Origin of the sequence: Streptomyces sp. M41 (assembly GCF_043673425.1) — a bacterium.
Classification (GTDB): Bacteria; Actinomycetota; Actinomycetes; order Streptomycetales; family Streptomycetaceae; genus Streptomyces.
This window is the reverse complement of record NZ_JBIMKE010000024.1, coordinates 47,004-65,827: the sequence shown is the minus strand read 5'-3', so window position 1 is coordinate 65,827 and position 18,824 is coordinate 47,004. Positions and strand designations below refer to the sequence as shown.

The following is an 18,824-nucleotide window of genomic DNA, read 5'->3' as shown; positions in this document are numbered from 1 at the left end:
CCGCAGGTCAGCCATATAAAGTGAGTTTTCCGGTCCGGATGTCCGGTGCGGCGGAAACAGGAGGAGTGGAGGCTTTGAGTTCCGACTCGGCGGCACGCACGGCCTTCGCTGAACGGCTCGCGCTCCTCTACAAGGAGGCCGGCAACCCACCGCTGAAGAGTGTGGCCGAGGCGGTCGTACGGCTTCAGCGCGTCGACGAGCGGGGGCGGCCCGTACGGGTGTCCGCGCAGCGGATCAGCGACTGGCGCCGCGCCAAGAACGTGCCCGCCCAGTTCCCCGCCCTCTCCGCCGTACTGCATGTCCTCATCCCCCAGGCGCGGCGCGCGCGACCCGCGCCCGTGTCGGCGGGGCTGTACGACCTCGGGCAGTGGCAGCGGCTGTGGGAACGGGCGACGACCGGGGAAGAGGAGGAGCAGGCTCCGGTCGAGGCGCCCGCGGTGGCGGGCAGTGTCTGTCCGTATCGGGGTCTGGCCGCCTACCGGCAGGAGGACGCCCGGTGGTTCTTCGGCCGGGAGCGCAGTACGGACGTCCTGGTCGCCCAGCTCCGCACGGTGGAGCAGACCGGCGGACTGTTCATGCTGGTCGGCGCCTCGGGCGCCGGTAAGTCCTCGCTGCTGCACGCCGGTCTCGTGCCCGCGCTGCGCGACGGCGCCCTGGACGGCGAGAGCGACCGGGCCCGCCCGGTCGTGCACCTCGTGCCGGGCGCCGACCCGCTCGACGAACTGGTCCGGCGGATTCCCGAACTGGCCGGCATCGTGTCCGGGGCCACCGGCGACCGGACGGCCCGTACGGACTTCGTACGGGCCACCCGTGACGCCGTTTCCGCCTGGGCCCGGCGCGAAGGCGCCTCCTCCGGTCCCGGGCCTCCCGTGCTGATCGTCGACCAGTTCGAGGAGACCTTCACGCTCTGCCCGGGCGAAGCCGACCGGCGCACCTTCATCCAGCTTCTGCACGCCGCCTGCACCGCGGACGAGCCCGGGGGCCCGCCGCCCCTCCTGGTCGTCCTCGGCATCCGCGCCGATTTCTACGAGCGGTGCCTGAGCCACCCGGAGCTGGCCGACGCGCTCCAGCACCGGCACATGGTGCTCGGCCCCCTCACCAGCGCGGAGCTGCGGGAGGCCGTGACCGGGCCGGCCAAGGCCGTAGGGCTGGAACTGGAGCCGGGGCTGGCGGAACTGATCGTGCGGGAGGTCAGCGCGGACCGGCCGCGCGGCGGGGGCACCTCGGGCGAGCACGACGCGGGGGTGCTGCCGCTGCTGTCGCACGCGCTGCTCGCCACCTGGCAGCGGCGCAAGGCGGGCCGGCTGACGCTGGCCGGGTACCGGGCGGCCGGCGGCATCCAGGGGGCCGTCGCCGCGACCGCCGAACGGGCCTGGTCCGGGCTCGACCCGGCGGCGCGCACGGCCGCCCGGCTGCTGCTGCTGCGGCTGGTCCGGCTCGGTGAGGACACCCAGGCGACCCGGCGGCGCGGGACACGGCGGCAGCTGGCGCAGGAATCGACGGACCCCGGCAAGACGGAGGAGTCGCTCGAGGCGCTGGTGCGGGCCCGGCTGGTGACGCTGGACGCGGAGACCGTGGAGATCACGCACGAGGCGCTGCTGCACGCCTGGCCGAGGCTGCGCGACTGGATCGACGACGACCGGCAGGGCAATCTGCTGCGCCAGCGGCTGGAGGAGGACGGCCGGGCCTGGGAGGGGTCCGGGCGGGACTCCTCACTGCTGTACCGGGGTTCGCGGCTGGAGCAGGCCGCCGGCTGGGCGCGGTCCGCCGGCGACATCTTCCTGACCCGCAGCGCGGTGGAGTTCCTGGCCGCCTCGGTGCGGCTGCGCAGGCGCACGGTGTGGATCCTGCGCAGCGCGGTGGCGGCGCTGGTCGCCCTGGCGGTGCTGGCCGTCGGCGCCGCGGTGGTCGCCTGGCAGCAGCGGGACGACGCCGTGTTCGCCCAGGTGCTCGCCGAGGCCGACCGCTTCCAGTACACCGACCCGTCGCTGTCCGCCCAGCTCGACCTGGTGGCCCACCGGCTGCGCCCGGACGACGCGGACACCGCAAGTCGACTGATCTCGATCGTGAACGCGCCGCTGGCCACCCCCCTGCGCGGCCACACCGGTGCCGTCTACCTCACGAGCTTCAGCTCGGACGGACAACTCCTGGCGACCGCCAGCTACGACCGGACCGTACGCCTGTGGGACCTCGCGGATCCGGCGCGGCCCAAGGCCCTCGGCAAGCCCCTGACCGGGCACCGGAGCTGGGTGAGCAGCGCGGTCTTCAGCCCGGACGGCCACACCCTCGCCAGCGCCTCCGACGACGGCACAGTCCGGCTGTGGGACGTGCGCGACCCGAGCCGGCCGCGCGCGCTCCCGGCGCCGCTGACCGGACACGAGGGGACGATCTACCTGGTCGCCTTCAGCCCCGACGGCCGTACGCTGGCCTCGGTCGGCGAGGACCGCACCGTACGCCTGTGGGACATGGCGGATCCGGCGCGGCCGAAGGCGCTCGTCACGCTGAAGGGTGCCGACGCCGCGGTGCGGTCGGTGGCCTTCAGCCCGGACGGGGGCACGCTCGCGGCCGGGGGCGACGACGACACGATCCGGCTGTGGGACCTGGCCGAACGGGACCGGCCGAAGCCGCTGCCCGCGCTCACCGGGCACACCGACCTGGTGCACTCCGTCGCCTTCAGCCCCGACGGCCGCACCCTCGCCAGCGGCGGCGCGGACGACACCATCCGGCTGTGGGACGTCGCCGACCCGCGCGACGGCTCCCAGCTCGGACCGCCGCTCACCGGGCACACCGGCCCGATCTGGTCCGTGGCGTTCAGCCCCGACGGCGACAGCCTCGCCGCGGCCAGCGCGGACAGCACCGCGAGCCTGTGGAACGTCAGCGATCCGGCGTCTCCCGCCCAGGTCGGCGAGCCCCTCGCGGGCGCCAGCGGAGAGATGTACGCGCTGGGGTTCAGCCCCGACGGCCGCAGGCTCGCCACCGGCAGCGGCGACAGCAAGGTCCGGCTGTGGTCGATCCCGACGGCGGACATGACGGGCCGCAGCGGCGCCTTCCGCCCGGACGGCAAGGTCCTCGCCACGGCCGCGCGCGACGGGCGGATCCGGCTGTGGAACGTGGCGGATCCCGGCCGGCCCGTGTCCCTGAGCGAGCCGTTCATGCCCGCGGACGGCTATCAGCGTTCGATGGTGTTCTCCCCCGACGGCCGCACGCTCGCCGTGCGGACCGGGCACCGGCGGCTGTACCTGTGGAACGTCACCGACCCGTCCCGACCGGTCCTGGCCGGCTCGCCCCTCACCCTGCACACCCGCTTCGCGGGCCCGCGCAGCCTGGCCTACAGCCCCGACGGGCGCATCCTGGCCACCGCCTACGACGACCGCACCATCCGGCTGTGGAACGTCAGCGACCCCGCCCGTGTCGTGCCGCTCGGCGCACCGATCAAGGGACACACCGGCTACGTCAACTCCCTGGCCTTCAGCCCGGACGGCCGCACCCTCGCCAGCGGCAGCGCGGACACCACGATCCGGTTGTGGAACGTGACCGCCCCGCGCCGCCCCACCCTGCGCGGCACACCGCTCACCGGTCACACCGGGCCCATCAACGCGCTCGCCTACAGCCCGGACGGCCAGACGCTCGCCAGCGGCAGCGACGACGACAGCGTGCGGCTGTGGGATGTCACCGATCCGGGCCGGGCGACCTCGCACGGGGACCCCCTGACCGGCCACACCGAAGCGGTCGTCTCCCTGACGTTCAGCAAGGGCGGGCGCTATCTGGCCAGCGGCGGCAACGACAACTCGGTCAGGCTGTGGAACGCCGCCAGCCCGTCCGACGCGTCGGCCATCGGCCAGGCGATGAGCCCGAACGCCACGACGGGCAACTTCCTGTCGTTCAGCCCCACCAGCCACATGCTCGGCGTCTCCAGCGGCACGGACACCGTCCGGCTGTGGAACCTGGACGTCGACCACGCGATCCGCCGCGTCTGCGCGACCACCCAGGGCGTGCTGACCCGGGACCGTTGGCACGAGTATCTGCCTCGGCTGGCGTACGAACCGCCGTGCGCCAACTAGCCAACCAGGGGCGCCCCCGCGGGTGTACGGCCAGTGACGGGAGTGCGGTGGGACAACCGGTGACCGGGGTGCGGTGGGACAACGCTTTCCGTGATCCCGATCACAACGCGTCATCGCAGCGGATGAGGCGGCTCCCACGAGGCAGGCAGCCTTGTTACTGTTGGCCTCAGCCCGATCGCTGGTGCATCCCCCGTCGCCAGCGATCGGGCCTTCGCATGTCCGCAAGGTGCCTTCGCGTGTCCGGAAGGGGCCTTCGCATGTCCGGAAGGGAGTGAGGGCCGCCGTGTCCCGGCGCGTCATCGTCGTCACCGCCGTCCACGGCCCGTCGGCGGGGTTCCTGCCGCAGGCCCACCAGTCGCTGTGCGCGCAGGAGTTGCCGCCGGGCTGGGAGTGGCACTGGGTGATCCAGGAGGACGGCCGGACCGACGAGGTCCGCCCGTACGTCCCCGACGACCCGCGGGTGACCTTCCGTCAGGGCCGCCCCGGAGGCCCCGGTGTGGCCCGCACGGTCGCGCTCGCGCACACCGAGGGCGAGTACGCCAAGATCCTGGACGCCGACGATCAGCTCACGCCGGGGACGCTCGCCCGCGATCTGGCCGTGCTCGAGGCCGAACCGGCCGTCGGCTGGACGACCTCCAGGGTCCTGGACCTCCTGCCGGACGGCTCGACGGCCGGTTTCCCCGGCGACCCCGACGACGGGCCGATCGAGCAGGGCGCCGTACTCGACTTCTGGCGGGCGAACGGCTTCCGGGCCCAGGTCCACCCCGCGACCCTGTGCGTACGCCGTGACCTGCTGCTCGCGCTCGGCGGCTGGATGGCCCTCCCGGCGTCCGAGGACACGGGTCTGCTGCTCGCGCTCAACTCCGTGAGCCGGGGCTGGTTCTCGGCTCGGACGGGCCTGCTCTACCGGAAGTGGGACGGCCAGATGACCGGTCAGCCGGCCCACGTCGACCCGGCCGAACGGCAGGCCAGGATGGCGGTGGTGGAGGCCAGGGCGCGGGCGCTGGGCTCGTTCGGGTGGCGGTACCCCACCGGTCCGTGATCAGCCATTGATCGGCACTGTTCAGCCACCGATCAGCCACCGATCAGTCACCGATCAATCACTGGTCAGTCACTGATCAAAGGGGAGTTCGAGCATCCGGATCGCGTTTCCGCGCAGCAGCTTGTAGGCCACCTCGTCGGGGAGGCCGCCGACGTGCTCCTCGGCCACCCGCTTGGTCTCCGGCCAGGTGGAGTCGACGTGCGGATAGTCCGTCTCGAAGGTCGCGTTGTCGACGCCGACCGTCTCGATCGCCTCGATGCCGTGCTTGTCACGGAAGAAGCAGCAGAAGATCTGGCGGTAGTAGTACGTCGACGGCGGCTCCGGGATCAGGTCCTTCACCCCGCCCCAGGCCCGGTGCTCCTCCCACACGTCGTCCGCGCGCTCCAGGGCGTACGGGATCCAGCCCATCTGGCCCTCGCTGTACGCGAGTTTCAGCCGGGGGAACTTCACCAGGACCCCGGAGAACAGGAAGTCCATCATCGACGCCATGGCGTTGTTGAAGGACAGGGACGCCTGGACGGCGGGCGGGGCGTCCGGGGAGGCGGCCGGCATCTGGGAGCTGCTGCCGATGTGCATGTTGACGACCGTGCCGGTCTCCTCGCATGCCGCGAAGAAGGGGTCCCAGTAGCCGGAGTGGATGGACGGCAGCCCGAGATACGTCGGGATCTCGCTGAACGTCACCGCACGCACCCCGCGCGCCGCGTTCCGGTGGATCTCCGCGACCGCGAGGTCGATGTCCCACAGCGGGATCAGGCAGAGCGGGATCAGCCGGCCGCCGCTGTCGCCGCACCACTCCTCGACCATCCAGTCGTTGTAGGCGCGCACACAGGCCAGGCCGACCTCCTTGTCCTTGGCCTCGGCGAAGGTCTGGCCGCAGAAGCGGGGGAAGGTGGGGAAGCAGAGGGAAGCCTCGACATGGTTGATGTCCATGTCCGCGAGCCGGGCCTTCGGATCCCAGCAGCCGCGCCGCATCTGCTCACGGGTGATCCCGTCGAGCGTCATCTCGTCCCTTGAGAAGCCGACGGCCGCGATGATGCGCTTGTAGGGGAACAGGTCGCCCTCGTACTCCCACCAGTCGGTGAGCTGGCCGTCCGGGTCCGTGGTGAAGCGGTACTTCCCACCGACGTACTGGAGTTCCCCGATCCCGGCGGTGAGAGGCTTCGGGCCCCGGTCCCGGTACTTCGCCGGGAGCCAGGTCTCGAAGAGGTGCGCGGGCTCGATCACATGATCGTCCACGCTGATGACCCTGGGCAGGTCCTTGGTGCCGCTCTCGGTACTGGCCACGCCACGCCTCCCGAATCTGACGGTCCATCAGATTCAGGGTAGGGGGCGTCCCCGGGGGCGGCAAGAGACGGTCCTCGTCAGCTGCTCCAGCTCTCGTCGTACGGGTCCGCCGGCTCCGGCACCGGCTCGGCCCGGGTGACCTCGAGGTACGGGATCGGGCGGCCGTTGACCGGGTCCTCGGCGCGGCGCGGGGTGTAGGTGCCGGTGACCCGGAGCCAGGTGTCCGGCTGGAGGACCGGCGGGACCTGGCCGGTGAGCGCGACCTTGACCGGCTGGGCGTCGGCGGCGCAGCAGTTGAGGGTCATGCGCACGAGGTAGGCGGTGCCGTCCCGGTCCAGGGCCAGGAAGCCGGTGAGCTGGACGCGGCGGCCCTGAAGGGTGCGGCCGTGGTCGTAGACGGCACGGCCCGCGTAGTCGACGACGCTCAACGGCAGGGGGTCGGCGGCCGGGAGCGCGGGCTGGGCGAGGGGTTCCTGGAGGGCGGTTCCGGTGCGGGTGGCGCTGTAGGAGCCGAGGGCGGGCGGGGCCACCAGGATCAGGGCGAGGACGGGGAGGACGAGGAGCCAGGCGACTCGGGGTTCGGGGTGGGGTTGGGAGTGGGTGTGGGGCTCGGGGTGGGCGGGAGATTCGGGGTGGGTGTGGCTCGGCTTCGCCACGCCCGGCTTCTCCGCGCTCTGCCGGTGCCGCCGGGCCCGTTTCCGCTCGTACCAGACCGTCGCCACCGCCGCCGCGATCAGTACGGCGCCCGACACCAGTACCAGCGGACGCAGCCCCTGCTTGACGTACCGGAGATAGAGGTCCGTACTGCCCGCGTGCAGCAGGGACGCGCCGAGCAGGAACAGGACGGCCGACTGCGCCTGGCGGTTCACAGGAGCACCGCCCCGGTCAGCACCGACGCCACGACGGCCAGCACGAAGGTGACCGGGGCGAACCGCAGGGCGAAGGCGCGGCCGAAGGTGCCCGCCTGCATCGCGAACAGCTTCAGGTCGATCATCGGGCCCACGACGAGGAAGGCCAGCCGGGCCGTGAGCGAGAACTGCGACAGGGAGGCCGCGACGAACGCGTCCGCCTCCGAGCAGATCGACAGCACCACCGCGAGGGTCGCGAGGGTGAGGACCGCGAGCACCGGGTTGTCGGCCGCAGCGCGCAGCCAGCTCTCCGGGGCCACCGCCTTGAGGGTCGCCGCCGCCATCGCGCCGATCACCAGGAAGCCCCCGGCGTGCATCACGTCGTGCCGGACCGAGTCCCAGAATGCCTCGCCCTTGCGCTGGCCGTCGCGGGACGGGTGGGACGGCGGCTTCAGCCAGTCGGTGCGGCCCAGACGCAGCCACAGCCAGCCCATCGCACACGCCACGAGCAGGCTCGCGACCAGCCGGGCGAGGACCATTTCCGGGTTGCCCGGGAAGGCGACGGCCGTCGCGGTCAGCACGATCGGGTTGATGGCGGGCGCGGACAGCAGGAACGCCAGCGCCGCCGCCGGGGTCACCCCACGCCGGACCAGGGCCCCGGCGACCGGCACCGACGCGCACTCGCAGCCCGGCAGCACCGCGCCGGCCGCACCGGCGACCGGGACGGCGAGGGCGGGGCGGCCGGGCAGGGCGCGGGCGAAGAAGGACGGCGGCACGAACACCGCGATCACCGCCGAGAGCAGCACGCCGAGCACCAGGAACGGCAGCGCCTGGACCATCACCGCGACGAAGACCGTCGTCCAGCTCTGCATGACCGGCGCGGACAGCGCGCTGCGGATCGGGCTCTGGAGGAGCACGAGCACGACCATGAGCATGGTCAGCAGGAGGGAGGAGTTGAGGTGCCGGCCCTCCTCCGGTGTCCGCGCCGCTTCCCCGCGGCCGTCGGCCCGCCGGGCGTGCGTCCGCGGGCCGTCGGCCCGCTCGTCGTCCGTCCGCTCGTCGTCCGTCCGCTCGTCGTCCGTCCGCTGCGGGACGGTCCTGCTGATCGCCACGGGCGAGGTACCTCCGGTGGTGCGGAAGGGCGCTTTCTGCCTCCGCTCTCGTACGGCGGCCAGGGCGCGGGCGTTCAGGCTTCAGGGGCCGCTTCTGGAACCACCCGTCACCATGAGGCAGTCTTTCCCCTTGTGGCGAGCGTTCCGAATCAGGGCTTAGGGAGTGACGCGACCGCGCACATGGTGGTGTGCGGTGACGACGGGCTGGCGCACCGGCTGGCGGCCGAGTTGCGCGGGGTCTACGCCGAACAGGTCACCCTCGTCGTGCCGCCCGCCGAACGCACCGTACGGCCACCGGTCGTGGGCCGCGCCAGGGCCGCGTCGGCGGCGCTGCTCGGGGTCGTGACCGCCGCGGTCAGTCGCGCGAACGGCGGAGGCGGCGGGGCGGGCGGAGTCGGCGGGACCGGCGGCAGCGAACCGGCCCGGAGCATCCGGGTCGTCGAGGCCGCCGAGGCCACCGAGGCCGCGCTCACCGACGTGGGCGTGGAGCGGGCCGCCGCACTCGCACTCGTCTACGACGACGACGAGACCAACATCCGCGCCGCCCTCACCGCCCGCCGCATCAACCCCCGGCTCCGGCTCGTCCTGCGGCTGTACAACCGCCGGCTGGGCCAGCACATCGAGGAACTCCTCGACCAGGCGGCGGCGTTGGCGACCGGCGCGGACGACGCCGCTCTGGACGCCTCCACGACCGTGCTGTCCGACGCCGACACGGCCGCCCCCGCGCTGGCCGCGACCGCGGTCGTCGGCACCACCAAGGTCGTACAGACCGACGGCCTGCTGCTGCGCGCGGTCGAGCGCCCGCCCCTGCGCCCCGGGCAGCCCCCGGCGTCCGGGCTGGCCACCCTCGCCCTGCTGTCCGCGACCAGCAACGACCCGGCGGGCGCGGACGGTTCGGAGGGCAGCGGCGACCAGGGGCCGCTCCTGCTGCCGGACGCGACGACCGTGCAGGGGGCCAGAAGCCGGGGCGCGGTCGTCCTGGAGCAGGTGTCGTACGCGGGACCCTCGCTGCCGTCGGGGCTCGGCACCGTACCGTCGTTCGCCTCGCTGTTCTCACGACGGCTGCGGTGGTCGCTGGCCGGGCTGGTGGGGTGTGTGGCGGCCCTGGCCGTCGCGCTGACGGTGGTGACCGGCGAACACCCCCTGTACGCCACGTACATGACCCTCCTCGATCTCTTCGCCATCAACGAGCCCGCGCTCCACCAGTCCACGGCCCGTCAGGTCCTGCAACTGCTGTCCGGGCTGACCGGGCTGCTGCTGCTCCCGGTGCTGCTGGCGGCGGTGCTGGAGGCCCTCGGCACCTTTCGTACCGCGTCCGCGCTGCGCAAGCCGCCGCGCGGGCTGGGCGGCCATGTGGTCCTGCTCGGCCTCGGCAAGATCGGCACCCGGGTGCTGACCCGGCTGCGGGAACTGCACATTCCCGTGGTGTGCGTCGAGTCCGATCCCGAGGCCCGCGGGATGGCGACGGCACGCCGGCTGCGGGTGCCGGTGGTCCTCGGGGACGTCACCCAGGAAGGCGTCCTGGAGGCCGCCAAGATCCATCGGGCGCACGCGCTCCTGGCGGTGACCAGCGCGGACACCACGAACCTCGAAGCCGCCCTGTACGCCCGTTCCGTCCGCCCCGATCTGCGCGTGGTGCTGCGCCTGTACGACGACGACTTCGCCACCGCGGTCTACCGCACCCTGCGCGCCGCGCACCCCCACGCCCTGACCCGCAGCCGCAGCGTGACGCATCTGGCCGCGCCCGCGTTCGCCGGGGCGATGATGGGCCGGCAGATCCTGGGCGCGATCCCCGTGGAACGGCGCGTGCTGCTGTTCGCGGCGGTGGAGGTGGCCGGTCATCCACAACTCGAGGACAAGACCGTCGGCCAGGCCTTCAGGCCCGGCGCCTGGCGAGTCCTGGCCCTGGACCGGACCGCCCCGGACGAACGCCGCGACGACCGCCGCGAGGAACCCGCGGTGGAGGAGGCCCATGACGAGGCCCGCGCGGGCGGTGCCTCGGGGTGGGTGTGGGACCTGCCCGAGTCCTACGTCCTTCAGAAGGAGGACCGGGTGGTACTGGCCGCGACCCGCCGGGGGCTGGCGGAACTGCTGGGGAGGCGATCCCGGCAGCAGAGAGGGACGCCCCCGCGTCAATGAGGATTGACGCCACCCCACCCGTCAACCTATGTTGACATGGCGGCGAATCAGGTGCTGCTTGTCTCCGGGATGGCCCCTCGCCCGTCGCCCCTACTTGGCCCCCTGCCCGCCAAGTGCCGTTCGGCGAAGTCCAGTTCCAGGCGGACCTGCTTGATCCGCTCGTCCACCACCAGCGAGCCGTGGCCCGCGTCGTACCGGTACACCTCGTGCACCGCTCCGCGGGCCTCGAGCCGCTGCACATAGTTGTCGACCTGCCGGATCGGGCAGCGCGGGTCGTTGACGCCCGCCGAGATGTAGACCGGTGCCGTCACCCGGTCGACATAGGTGAGCGGGGACGAGGCCTCGAAGCGCTCGGGGACCTCCTCGGGCGTGCCGCCGAGCAGGGTGCGGTCCATGGCCTTCAGCGCCTCCATCTCGTCGTGGTAGGCCGTGACGTAGTCGGCGACCGGGACCGCCGCGATGCCCAGCGTCCATGCGTCCGGCTGGGTGCCGAGGCCGAGGAGGGTGAGGTATCCGCCCCACGAACCGCCGGTCAGGATCAGCCGGTCGGGGTCGGCCAGCCCGGACGTCACCGCCCACTCGCGCACTGCCGCGATGTCCTCCAGCTCGATCAGCCCGACCCGGTGCTTGAGCGCGTCCGTCCAGGCCCGCCCGTAGCCCGTGGAGCCGCGGTAGTTGACCCGCACCACCGCGTACCCGTGGTCCACCCAGGCCGCCGGGCCGGCCGCGAACGCGTCGCTGTCGTGCCAGGTCGGGCCGCCGTGGATGTCGAACACGGTCGGGAGCGGGCCCTCGACGCCCTCCGGGCGCTGCACCAGCGCGTGGATGCGGCCGCCAGGCCCCTCCACCCACACGTCCCGCACCGGGACGGAGCCGGGGGACTTCATGCCCGGCGGGTCCAGCACGACCCGCCCCGTCGTCGAGCGGACCACCGACGGCTCCGCCGCCGACGACCACAGATACTCCACGCTGCCGTCCGGGCGGGCCGTCGCCCCGGACACCGAGCCCGCCGGGGTGGCGATCCGCTCCAGCGCCTGCCCGGCCAGGTCGTACCGGAACAGCTCGCTGCGCGCCTCGTGGCTGTGCGCGATCAGCAGACCGGTGCCGTCGGGATACCACTCCGCGCTGACATCGCCGGGCAGCTCCAGCGCGAGGTCCGTCTCCTCGCCCGTGGCCACGTCCCACACCAGCGGCTCCCAGCGGCCACGCCTCTGGTGCCCGATGAGCAGCCGCGTGTCGCCGTCGACCGGTGCGAAGCCCAGGACCTCCAGGCCCAGCTCCTCGGTGCCGCCGTCGGTGTCGTCGAGTTCCGCGACCACCGTGCCGTCGGTGCGCAGGACGCGCAGGGCCGAGTGCATCGCGTCCCCGTGCTCGGTGTGCTCGACGGCGATCAGTCTGCCGTCGTGGCTGAGGTCGCCGACGCCCGCGGACTCACGGTGGCGGTAGAGCTCCACCGGCGGCTCGCCGGTGCGGGCCAGGTGGATCGTCGTGCCGTCCTCGTCCGTGGAGCGGCCCACGATCGCCGTACGGCCGTCCCGGCCCAGGGCGAGGCCCGCCGGGTACGACGGGTCCAGGCCGGGCGCCGCGAGCTCGTCCTCGCCGCCGCTGAACCGCTGGCGGCGCCAGACGCCGAACTCGTCGCCGTCCTTGTCGTCGAACCACCAGATCCAGGCGCCGTCCGGGGTGAGCACCCCGTCGGTCGTGCCGTTGGGCCGGTCGGTCACCTGGCGCTGCTCGCCCGTCGCACGGTCCCAGGCGTACAGCTCGTACGTCCCTGTGGCGTTGGACACGAACAAGGAGCGGTCCGGAGCGTCCTCCGCCCAGTCGGGCAGCGACACCCGAGGCGCCCGGAAGCGCTTCTCCCAGTCCGGCATGTCCTGGTCCTGCTCGAGGTGATCGGGCGAATCGGCCCCACGGCTCTCAGTCATGGCCCCATAGTGCCTGGTCCGGACGACAATGCGCTGGCGCGGCCCCCAGCCTGTGGATAACTTGCCGCGGCCGGCTGGGCCTGGACCGGCTGTACGCGCTCGAGTCGAGCGGCGGCCGATTGTCAGTGCCGGGTTGCAGACTTCTCGGCATGACGGATCTGCGCAAGACAGTCGAGCGTTTCTGGGCCACCGCCGAGGCCCGGGACTGGGACGCCTTCGCCGAGACCCTGGCCGAGGACGTCGTCTACACCCTGCCGCAGACGCGCGAGCGCATCTCCGGCCGGGAGCGCTATGTGCGGTTCAACCGGGAGTATCCGGGCGAGTGGCATCTGCGGACGGAGCGGGTGGTCGCCGAGCCGGGCCAGGCGGTGACCTGGATCCACGTCACGGTGGGTCTTGAGGAGATGTACGGCATCTCCTTCTTCACGGGGGACGCCGACGGCCGTATATCCACGGTCACGGACTTCTGGCCCGAGCCGTACGAGCCCCCGGCCGGCCGCGATCACCTCACCGAACGCTACTGACCCCGCGGCCCGGCCTCGCGCGCGAGCCCCGTACCTTTGAGGGCGTGTACCGGTTTCTGCTGACGCCCCGTTGGTGGGGGATCAACGTCTTCGTGCTGCTCGCCATCCCCTTCTGCGTGTTCATGGGGTCGTGGCAGCTGGGCCGGTTCGAGGCCCGGGTGGACGACCATCGCAACGCCGGTGAGCAGGCCGCGCAGAACGAGCAGGAGCCGGCCCGCCCGCTCGCCGAGCTGCTGCCCGTCGACAAGGCGACCGTGGGCCGGCAGACCACCGCGAGCGGCCGGTACGGCGAGCAGCTGCTCGTGCCGGACCGGGAGCTCGACGGCAAGCGGGGTTTCTACGTGCTGACGCTGCTGCGCACCGACGACGGCAAGGCGCTGCCGGTCGTGCGAGGCTGGCTGCCCGGCGACGCCGGCCGGACCGAGGTGCCTGCCGCGCCCGGCGGCGAGGTCACGGTGACCGGCGCGCTCCAGGCGTCCGAGGTCCCGGGGGAGAACGGCGTACCGGCGCGCGGCGGCCTGCCGGCCGGCCAGACGGCGGCGATCAGCGCGGCGTCGCTGGTGAACCTGGTGTCGTACGACGTCTACGACGCCTGGGTCACCCTCGGCGAGGGTGACTCCGGCATGAAGCCGGTGCCGGTGACCGCCGCCAATGACACCGGCCTCGACCTGAAGGCGTTCCAGAACCTCGGCTACACCGGGGAGTGGTTCGTCTTCGCGGGCTTCGTGGTCTTCATGTGGTTCCGGCTGCTCCGCCGCGACCTGGAGTTCGCCCGCGACGCGGAGCTGGGCCTGGTACCGGACGACCTGGTACCGGGCGACGGGCCCGAGGGCTCTGGCGCGGACACCTCCGAGAGCCCGCAGGCCCCCGAGGACCCGGCCGGGGGCCGGCCCGAGCAGCGGGCGAACGCCTAGCGCGACGCCCGGCGCCTCATGCCCGTACACCGGCGCCTCATGGCTGCGCCCGGGCCCCTCAGGCCTGGGCGCCCGCCAGCAGGCCCGTCCAGTAGATCGTGCCCGCGCAGGCGTTGGACACCGCCACCGAAGCCGTCGTGCCCGCCTGAGTGGTGTTGGACACCGTGACGCTTCCCTCCGCCGTGCCCTCGGCGGCGAGCATCTGGGTCGAGGTGCCGGTGTCACCGCCCGTGGAGGTGCCTTCGGTGGCGCCGGTGGGGTTCTCGGTCGGGGTCGGGTCGGGTGAGGGCTCGGGCCCGCCGGTGCCGCCGCCGTTGTTCTCGCCCGTCGAGGGGCAGGTCTCCGTGGGGATCCAGGCGAACTTCACCTGGTAGGAGTCGCCCGGCTTGAGGACGAGCGAGGGGAGCTCCAGGGACGGGTCGGGCAGTCCGGCCGCCGGGTCGCCGGCGACATGCCGGACCGGGCCGCCGATCTTCGTGGCGTCCGCCGCGCCGGCCGTGACGAACCCGACCGTGCCGGGGCCGCCGACCGTGCAGTCCGCGGTGGAGACGTTGCTGAAGCGGAAGGTGCCGTACACCGCGCCGGACGAGTCGGGGATGTCGGCCGTCGCGGGCGTCGCGCCGAGCTGCTCGGCGGTGCAGACGGGGATGCCGGCCGTGCTGGTGGCCAGGGGGTCGTCGGAGCTGCCGGGCCCGCTGCCCGTACCGGCACCGGCGGTGTCCTCGTCCTTCTCCTTCGGGTCGCCCTTGCCCTTGTGCTCGCTGCTGCCCGAGGAGCCGCCGGCGGTGCTCTGGCCGCCCTCGGTCTCCTTGCCCGAGCCGGCTCCGCCCTGCGCCTGCTCACCATGGCCGGCGTTGGAGGAGTTGACGCTGGCGCCGGTGGAGTTGGACACATGGACCAGGGCGGGGACGGCGGTGCCCACGAAGAGCGCCGCTGCCGCGGCGCCGACGAGTGCCTGCCGCTTGCGCGCCCGCCGCGCGGGCACCGCACGGCGCAGATGGTCCAGCGTGCCGTCGCGCGGTTCGATCTCGTCGACCGCCTGCTGCAACATGCGGCGCAGTGCCAGCTCGTCCGAGTCGAGCCCGTCGGGGCCCTGGTCGTCGGGGCCGTGGTTCACAGTTCCGTTCCCAGCGTGCGATTGCTTCGGCTCTTGCTTGTCCGGCCGGCCGGTCGGCTCGCGTATCCCGCGCGGCCCGGACGGCTCGGGGGGATCCCCGGCAAGCTCATGGGGGACGTGCTCGGCACGCCGCCCCTCATGGTCGTGGCTGTCCCCGCTCATGCCGGTGCCTCCATGGCGACCCGCAGCGCCGCGATGCCGCGCGAGCCGTACGCCTTGACCGAGCCCAGCGAGATGCCGAGCGTCTCGGCGACCTGAGCCTCGGTCATGTCCGCGAAGTACCTGAGGACCAGCACCTCGCGCTGCCGGCGCTGAAGGCCCTTCATCGCCCGGATCAGCGAGTCACGCTCGAGCTGGTCGTACGCGCCTTCCTCCGCGCTCGCCATGTCGGGCATCGGCTTGGAGAGCAGCTTCAGGCCCAGTATCCGGCGGCGCAGGGCGGAGCGGGACAGGTTGACGACGGTCTGGCGCAGGTAGGCCAGCGTCTTCTGCGGGTCCCGCACCCGCTTGCGCGCGGAGTGGACCCGGATGAACGCCTCCTGGACGACGTCCTCGCAGGAGGCGGTGTCGTCGAGGAGAAGGGCGGCGAGTCCCAGCAGGGAGCGGTAGTGCGCCCGATAGGTCTCGGTGAGGTGGTCGACGGTCGTACCGGCCGCCGCGAGGTCCTCGGCGTGGTCGGCGCCGTCGCGCTGACTGGGGATGCGGGCGGGCCGCGCTGCGGGCATGGGCGCGATCACCGGCATGCCGCCGGGCGCCCCGGGCATACGGGGCCGGCGGGGCGGCCGTAGAGCCGTACCGCGGGTCGCCGCGCTGAAGTCGAGTACCTCTGCCACGCCAGTTGGACACGCGTCCCCCCGTGAGGGTTGTACGTGCCTGACGTCACTTTTGCGTCAGTGCCCGCGGCCACGGTTCTCGCAGCCGACCCTCTCGTGCCAGGCAGCACAGCTGACAGTGCGTCAAACGCCCACATGCCTACCCGCTCTTCCCTTATGTCCTGTATGAAGCGGGCGTCCCCACGCCCTGCTCATGGCGTCCCCACGCCAAAAAACGCGCCTCGCGCCCCATAAGGGCGACCGCAAAGACGCTCCCCGCCCTGCAAGCGGTTGCAAGGCGGGGAGGAAAATCTTCTGCTGCCACCGAGGTCTGGATCAAGTGGTCCGGACCATCGTTCGGCTCACATTCTTCACACAGATCCTACAAACAATTCCGACGAACCCCCGGAGATTTCCGGCAGGGCGGGCTTTCTCACGAAAACTCGGCCGCCACGAGCTCGGCGATCTGCGCGGTGTTGAGAGCGGCGCCCTTGCGCAGGTTGTCGCCGCAGACGAAGAGTTCGAGCGCCGTCGGATCGTCCAGTGCGCGCCGCACCCGCCCGACCCAGGTCGGGTCCGTGCCCACCACGTCGGCGGGCGTGGGGAACTCCCCGGCCCCCGGGTCGTCGTACAGCACGACCCCCGGGGTGGTGGCGAGGATCTCGCGCGCTTTGGCCACCGTGACCTCGCCCTCGAAGCGGGCGTGCACGGTCAGCGAGTGCCCGGTCAGCACGGGCACCCGCACACAGGTCACGGCGACCGGCAGCTTCGGCAGCCCGAGGATCTTGCGGGACTCGTCCCGCACCTTCATCTCCTCCGACGACCAGCCGTCCTCGCGCAGCGACCCGGCCCACGGCACGACGTTCAGCGCGACCGGCTCCGGGAACGGCCCGGTGTTGTCGCCGACGGCCCGCCGCACGTCACCGGGGTGGGTGCCCAGTTCGGTGCCGGCGACCAGGGACAGCTGCTGCCTGAGCGTGTCCACTCCGGCCCGCCCGGCCCCGCTCACCGCCTGGTACGAGGACACCACCAGGGAGCGCAGCCCGAACTCGGCGTGCAGCGCGCCCAGCGCCACGATCATGGAGAGGGTGGTGCAGTTGGGGTTGGCGACGATCCCGCGGGGCCGCATCCGCACGGTGTGCGGGTTCACCTCGGGGACGACGAGGGGCACATCCGGATCCATCCGGAAGGCGCCCGAATTGTCCACCACCACCGCGCCCTTGGCGGCGGCGACCGGCGCCCAGCGGGCCGACACCTCGTCCGGTACGTCGAACATGGCGATGTCGACGCCGGCGAAGGCCTCCTCACAGAGCGCCACCACCTCGACCTCCTCGCCGCGCACGGCCAGCTTGCGGCCGGCCGAACGCGGCGAGGCGATCAGGCGGATCTCACCCCAGATGTCCGCGCGCTGGGACAGGATCTGGAGCATGACCGTGCCGACGGCTCCGGTCGCTCCGACGACCGCGAGCGTCGGTCGTCGGGATCCCAGCCCGGCCATCAGCGTCCGGTGCCTCCGTACACGACAGCCTCGTCGCTGTCGGAGTCGAGCCCGAAGGCGCTGTGCACGGCGCGCACGGCCTCGTTGACGTCGTCGGCGCGGGTGACGACCGAGATACGGATCTCGGAGGTCGAGATCAGCTCGATGTTCACGCCTGCGTCGGACAGGGCCGTGAAGAAGTCGGCCGTGACGCCCGGGTTGGTCTTCATGCCGGCGCCGACGAGGGAGATCTTGCCGATCTGGTCGTCGTAGCGCAGCGAGTCGAAGCCGATGCCGTGCTTGTTCTTCTCCAGGGCGTCGATGGCCTTGCGGCCCTCGGCCTTGGGCAGCGTGAACGAGATGTCCGTCAGGCCCGTGGAGGCGGCGGACACGTTCTGCACGATCATGTCGATGTTGATCTCGGAATCGGAGATCGTACGGAAGATCGCGGCGGCCTCGCCCGGCTTGTCCGGCACGCCGACGACCGTGATCTTGGCCTCGGAGGTGTCGTGCGCGACACCGGAGATGATGGCCTGCTCCACCTTCTGGTCCCCTTGGTTGATCGGCTCGCTGCTGACCCATGTGCCCTGAAGTCCGCTGAAGGACGACCGGACGTGGATCGGGATGTTGTAACGGCGGGCGTACTCCACACAGCGGTGGAGCAGCACCTTCGAGCCGGACGCAGCCAGCTCCAGCATGTCCTCGAAGGAGATCCAGTCGATCTTCTTCGCCTTCTTCACCACACGCGGGTCGGCGGTGAACACACCGTCGACGTCGGTGTAGATCTCGCACACCTCGGCGTCCAGCGCCGCCGCGAGCGCCACCGCGGTCGTGTCGGAACCACCGCGTCCCAGCGTGGTGATGTCCTTCTTGTCCTGGCTGACGCCCTGGAAGCCGGCGACGATGGCGATGTTGCCCTGGTCGATCGACTCCCGGATCCGGCCCGGCGTGACATCGATGATCCGGGCTTTGTTGTGGACCGAGTCGGTGATCACGCCTGCCTGGCTGCCGGTGAAGGACTGGGCCTCGTGGCCCAGGTTCTTGATCGCCATGGCCAGCAGTGCCATGGAGATCCGCTCCCCGGCGGTCAGCAGCATGTCGAATTCCCGCCCGGCAGGCATCGGCGATACCTGCTCGGCAAGATCGATCAGCTCGTCCGTCGTGTCGCCCATCGCGGAAACGACGACGACCACCTGATGGCCGTTCTTCTTCGCTTCCACGATCCTCTTGGCGACGCGCTTGATGCCCTCGGCATCGGCTACGGAGGAGCCTCCGTACTTCTGCACGACAAGGCCCACGTGCGCTCCTCGCTCAGTCCGTGTGTGTCGGCTCAGTCTATCGAGCGTCCGAAAATGACCTTGGGGTTCCCAGATGGTGAGATTCGGCCGCTCCGGGATGGTCTCTGCCCGGTGAGGAGCGGAGCACTCCGGAAAGTGGGGCAGGTCACTACGGACACCGGGTGCACGCCGGACGGCCATTGACGCTCTGAGTAGTCGACCGCTAACTTCGCGTCGTCGTCGCCACACCAGGGGCACAAGGCTCCATCGGGACTTGCGACGCGAAGGG

General features: G+C 72.2%; 13 protein-coding genes. 5 read left to right on the top strand and 8 right to left on the bottom strand.

The genetic code is table 11. The features are described 5' to 3' along the window. The first annotated feature begins 65 nt into the window (after window positions 1-65). Together ACHBTE_RS26050 and ACHBTE_RS26045 are read left to right on the top strand one after the other, a co-directional pair. Window positions 66-4,061, top strand: a complete 3,996-nt coding sequence (locus ACHBTE_RS26050) for a hypothetical protein (protein ID WP_394726521.1) — start codon at window positions 66-68, stop codon at window positions 4,059-4,061. A gap of 283 nt (window positions 4,062-4,344) precedes the next feature. After that, window positions 4,345-5,103 carry a glycosyltransferase family 2 protein gene (locus ACHBTE_RS26045; protein ID WP_394726520.1) on the top strand — a complete coding sequence of 253 codons (759 nt, stop codon included), beginning with the start codon at window positions 4,345-4,347 and terminating at the stop codon, window positions 5,101-5,103. 69 nt (window positions 5,104-5,172) lie between these two features. Here ACHBTE_RS26045 and ACHBTE_RS26040 read toward each other — a convergent pair whose 3' ends face one another. The 3 genes from ACHBTE_RS26040 to ACHBTE_RS26030 all read right to left on the bottom strand — a co-directional run bounded on the left by ACHBTE_RS26040 (window position 5,173) and on the right by ACHBTE_RS26030 (window position 8,347). Beyond that, on the bottom strand, window positions 5,173-6,387 hold the full coding sequence (locus ACHBTE_RS26040; protein ID WP_394726519.1) for an amidohydrolase family protein: 1,215 nt from the start codon (window positions 6,385-6,387) through the stop codon (window positions 5,173-5,175). A 77-nt stretch (window positions 6,388-6,464) separates the two neighbouring features. Then, window positions 6,465-7,256 (bottom strand): TIGR03943 family putative permease subunit, encoded by a 792-nt coding sequence (locus ACHBTE_RS26035; RefSeq protein WP_394726518.1) that lies wholly within the window; start codon window positions 7,254-7,256, stop codon window positions 6,465-6,467. Further along, window positions 7,253-8,347, bottom strand: coding sequence for a permease (locus tag ACHBTE_RS26030; RefSeq protein WP_394726517.1), 1,095 nt, complete (start codon window positions 8,345-8,347; stop codon window positions 7,253-7,255). The genes ACHBTE_RS26035 and ACHBTE_RS26030 overlap by 4 nt, the downstream gene beginning before the upstream one ends. Window positions 8,348-8,527: 180 nt before the next feature. Between ACHBTE_RS26030 and ACHBTE_RS26025 the strand changes: the two genes are divergently transcribed. Continuing rightward, window positions 8,528-10,486 (top strand): NAD-binding protein, encoded by a 1,959-nt coding sequence (locus tag ACHBTE_RS26025; protein ID WP_394726516.1) that lies wholly within the window; start codon window positions 8,528-8,530, stop codon window positions 10,484-10,486. 47 nt (window positions 10,487-10,533) lie between these two features. On the opposite strand, the gene ACHBTE_RS26020 is transcribed toward ACHBTE_RS26025, so the two are convergent. Beyond that, on the bottom strand, window positions 10,534-12,414 hold the full coding sequence (locus ACHBTE_RS26020; protein WP_394726515.1) for a prolyl oligopeptidase family serine peptidase: 1,881 nt from the start codon (window positions 12,412-12,414) through the stop codon (window positions 10,534-10,536). Window positions 12,415-12,563: 149 nt separating this feature from the next. On the opposite strand from ACHBTE_RS26020, the gene ACHBTE_RS26015 reads away from it, so the two are divergent. Continuing rightward, window positions 12,564-12,938 (top strand): nuclear transport factor 2 family protein, encoded by a 375-nt coding sequence (locus tag ACHBTE_RS26015; protein ID WP_394726514.1) that lies wholly within the window; start codon window positions 12,564-12,566, stop codon window positions 12,936-12,938. A 44-nt stretch (window positions 12,939-12,982) separates the two neighbouring features. Further along, the gene (locus ACHBTE_RS26010; RefSeq protein ID WP_394726513.1) at window positions 12,983-13,852 is read left to right on the top strand and encodes an SURF1 family protein; all 870 of its coding nucleotides are present in this window, start codon (window positions 12,983-12,985) and stop codon (window positions 13,850-13,852) included. Between the two features lie 58 nt (window positions 13,853-13,910). Here the strand turns inward: ACHBTE_RS26010 and ACHBTE_RS26005 are convergent, their stop codons facing one another. The 4 genes from ACHBTE_RS26005 to ACHBTE_RS25990 all read right to left on the bottom strand — a co-directional run bounded on the left by ACHBTE_RS26005 (window position 13,911) and on the right by ACHBTE_RS25990 (window position 18,556). After that, window positions 13,911-15,131: a hypothetical protein gene (locus ACHBTE_RS26005; RefSeq protein ID WP_394726512.1), complete on the bottom strand. Its 1,221-nt coding sequence runs from the start codon at window positions 15,129-15,131 to the stop codon at window positions 13,911-13,913. Beyond that, window positions 15,128-15,802 (bottom strand): SigE family RNA polymerase sigma factor, encoded by a 675-nt coding sequence (locus ACHBTE_RS26000; RefSeq protein WP_394726511.1) that lies wholly within the window; start codon window positions 15,800-15,802, stop codon window positions 15,128-15,130. The genes ACHBTE_RS26005 and ACHBTE_RS26000 overlap by 4 nt, the downstream gene beginning before the upstream one ends. 412 nt (window positions 15,803-16,214) lie before the next feature. Then, window positions 16,215-17,279: an aspartate-semialdehyde dehydrogenase gene (locus ACHBTE_RS25995; RefSeq protein WP_394726509.1), complete on the bottom strand. Its 1,065-nt coding sequence runs from the start codon at window positions 17,277-17,279 to the stop codon at window positions 16,215-16,217. Next, entirely contained in the window at window positions 17,279-18,556 is a 1,278-nt protein-coding gene (locus ACHBTE_RS25990; protein ID WP_394726507.1) for an aspartate kinase, read from the bottom strand. The genes ACHBTE_RS25995 and ACHBTE_RS25990 overlap by 1 nt, the downstream gene beginning before the upstream one ends. Between the last annotated feature and the right edge of the window lie 268 nt (window positions 18,557-18,824).

What these genes read in the sequence shown, in the direction of transcription:
- ACHBTE_RS26025 (WP_394726516.1), top strand. Translation starts at nt 8,528, where the DNA reads ATGGTGGTGTGCGGTGACGACGGGCTGGCGCACCGGCTGGCGGCCGAG.
- ACHBTE_RS26020 (WP_394726515.1), bottom strand. Translation starts at nt 12,414, where the DNA reads ATGACTGAGAGCCGTGGGGCCGATTCGCCCGATCACCTCGAGCAGGAC.
- ACHBTE_RS26015 (WP_394726514.1), top strand. Translation starts at nt 12,564, where the DNA reads ATGACGGATCTGCGCAAGACAGTCGAGCGTTTCTGGGCCACCGCCGAG.
- ACHBTE_RS26005 (WP_394726512.1), bottom strand. Translation starts at nt 15,131, where the DNA reads ATGAGCGGGGACAGCCACGACCATGAGGGGCGGCGTGCCGAGCACGTC.
- ACHBTE_RS25995 (WP_394726509.1), bottom strand. Translation starts at nt 17,279, where the DNA reads ATGGCCGGGCTGGGATCCCGACGACCGACGCTCGCGGTCGTCGGAGCG.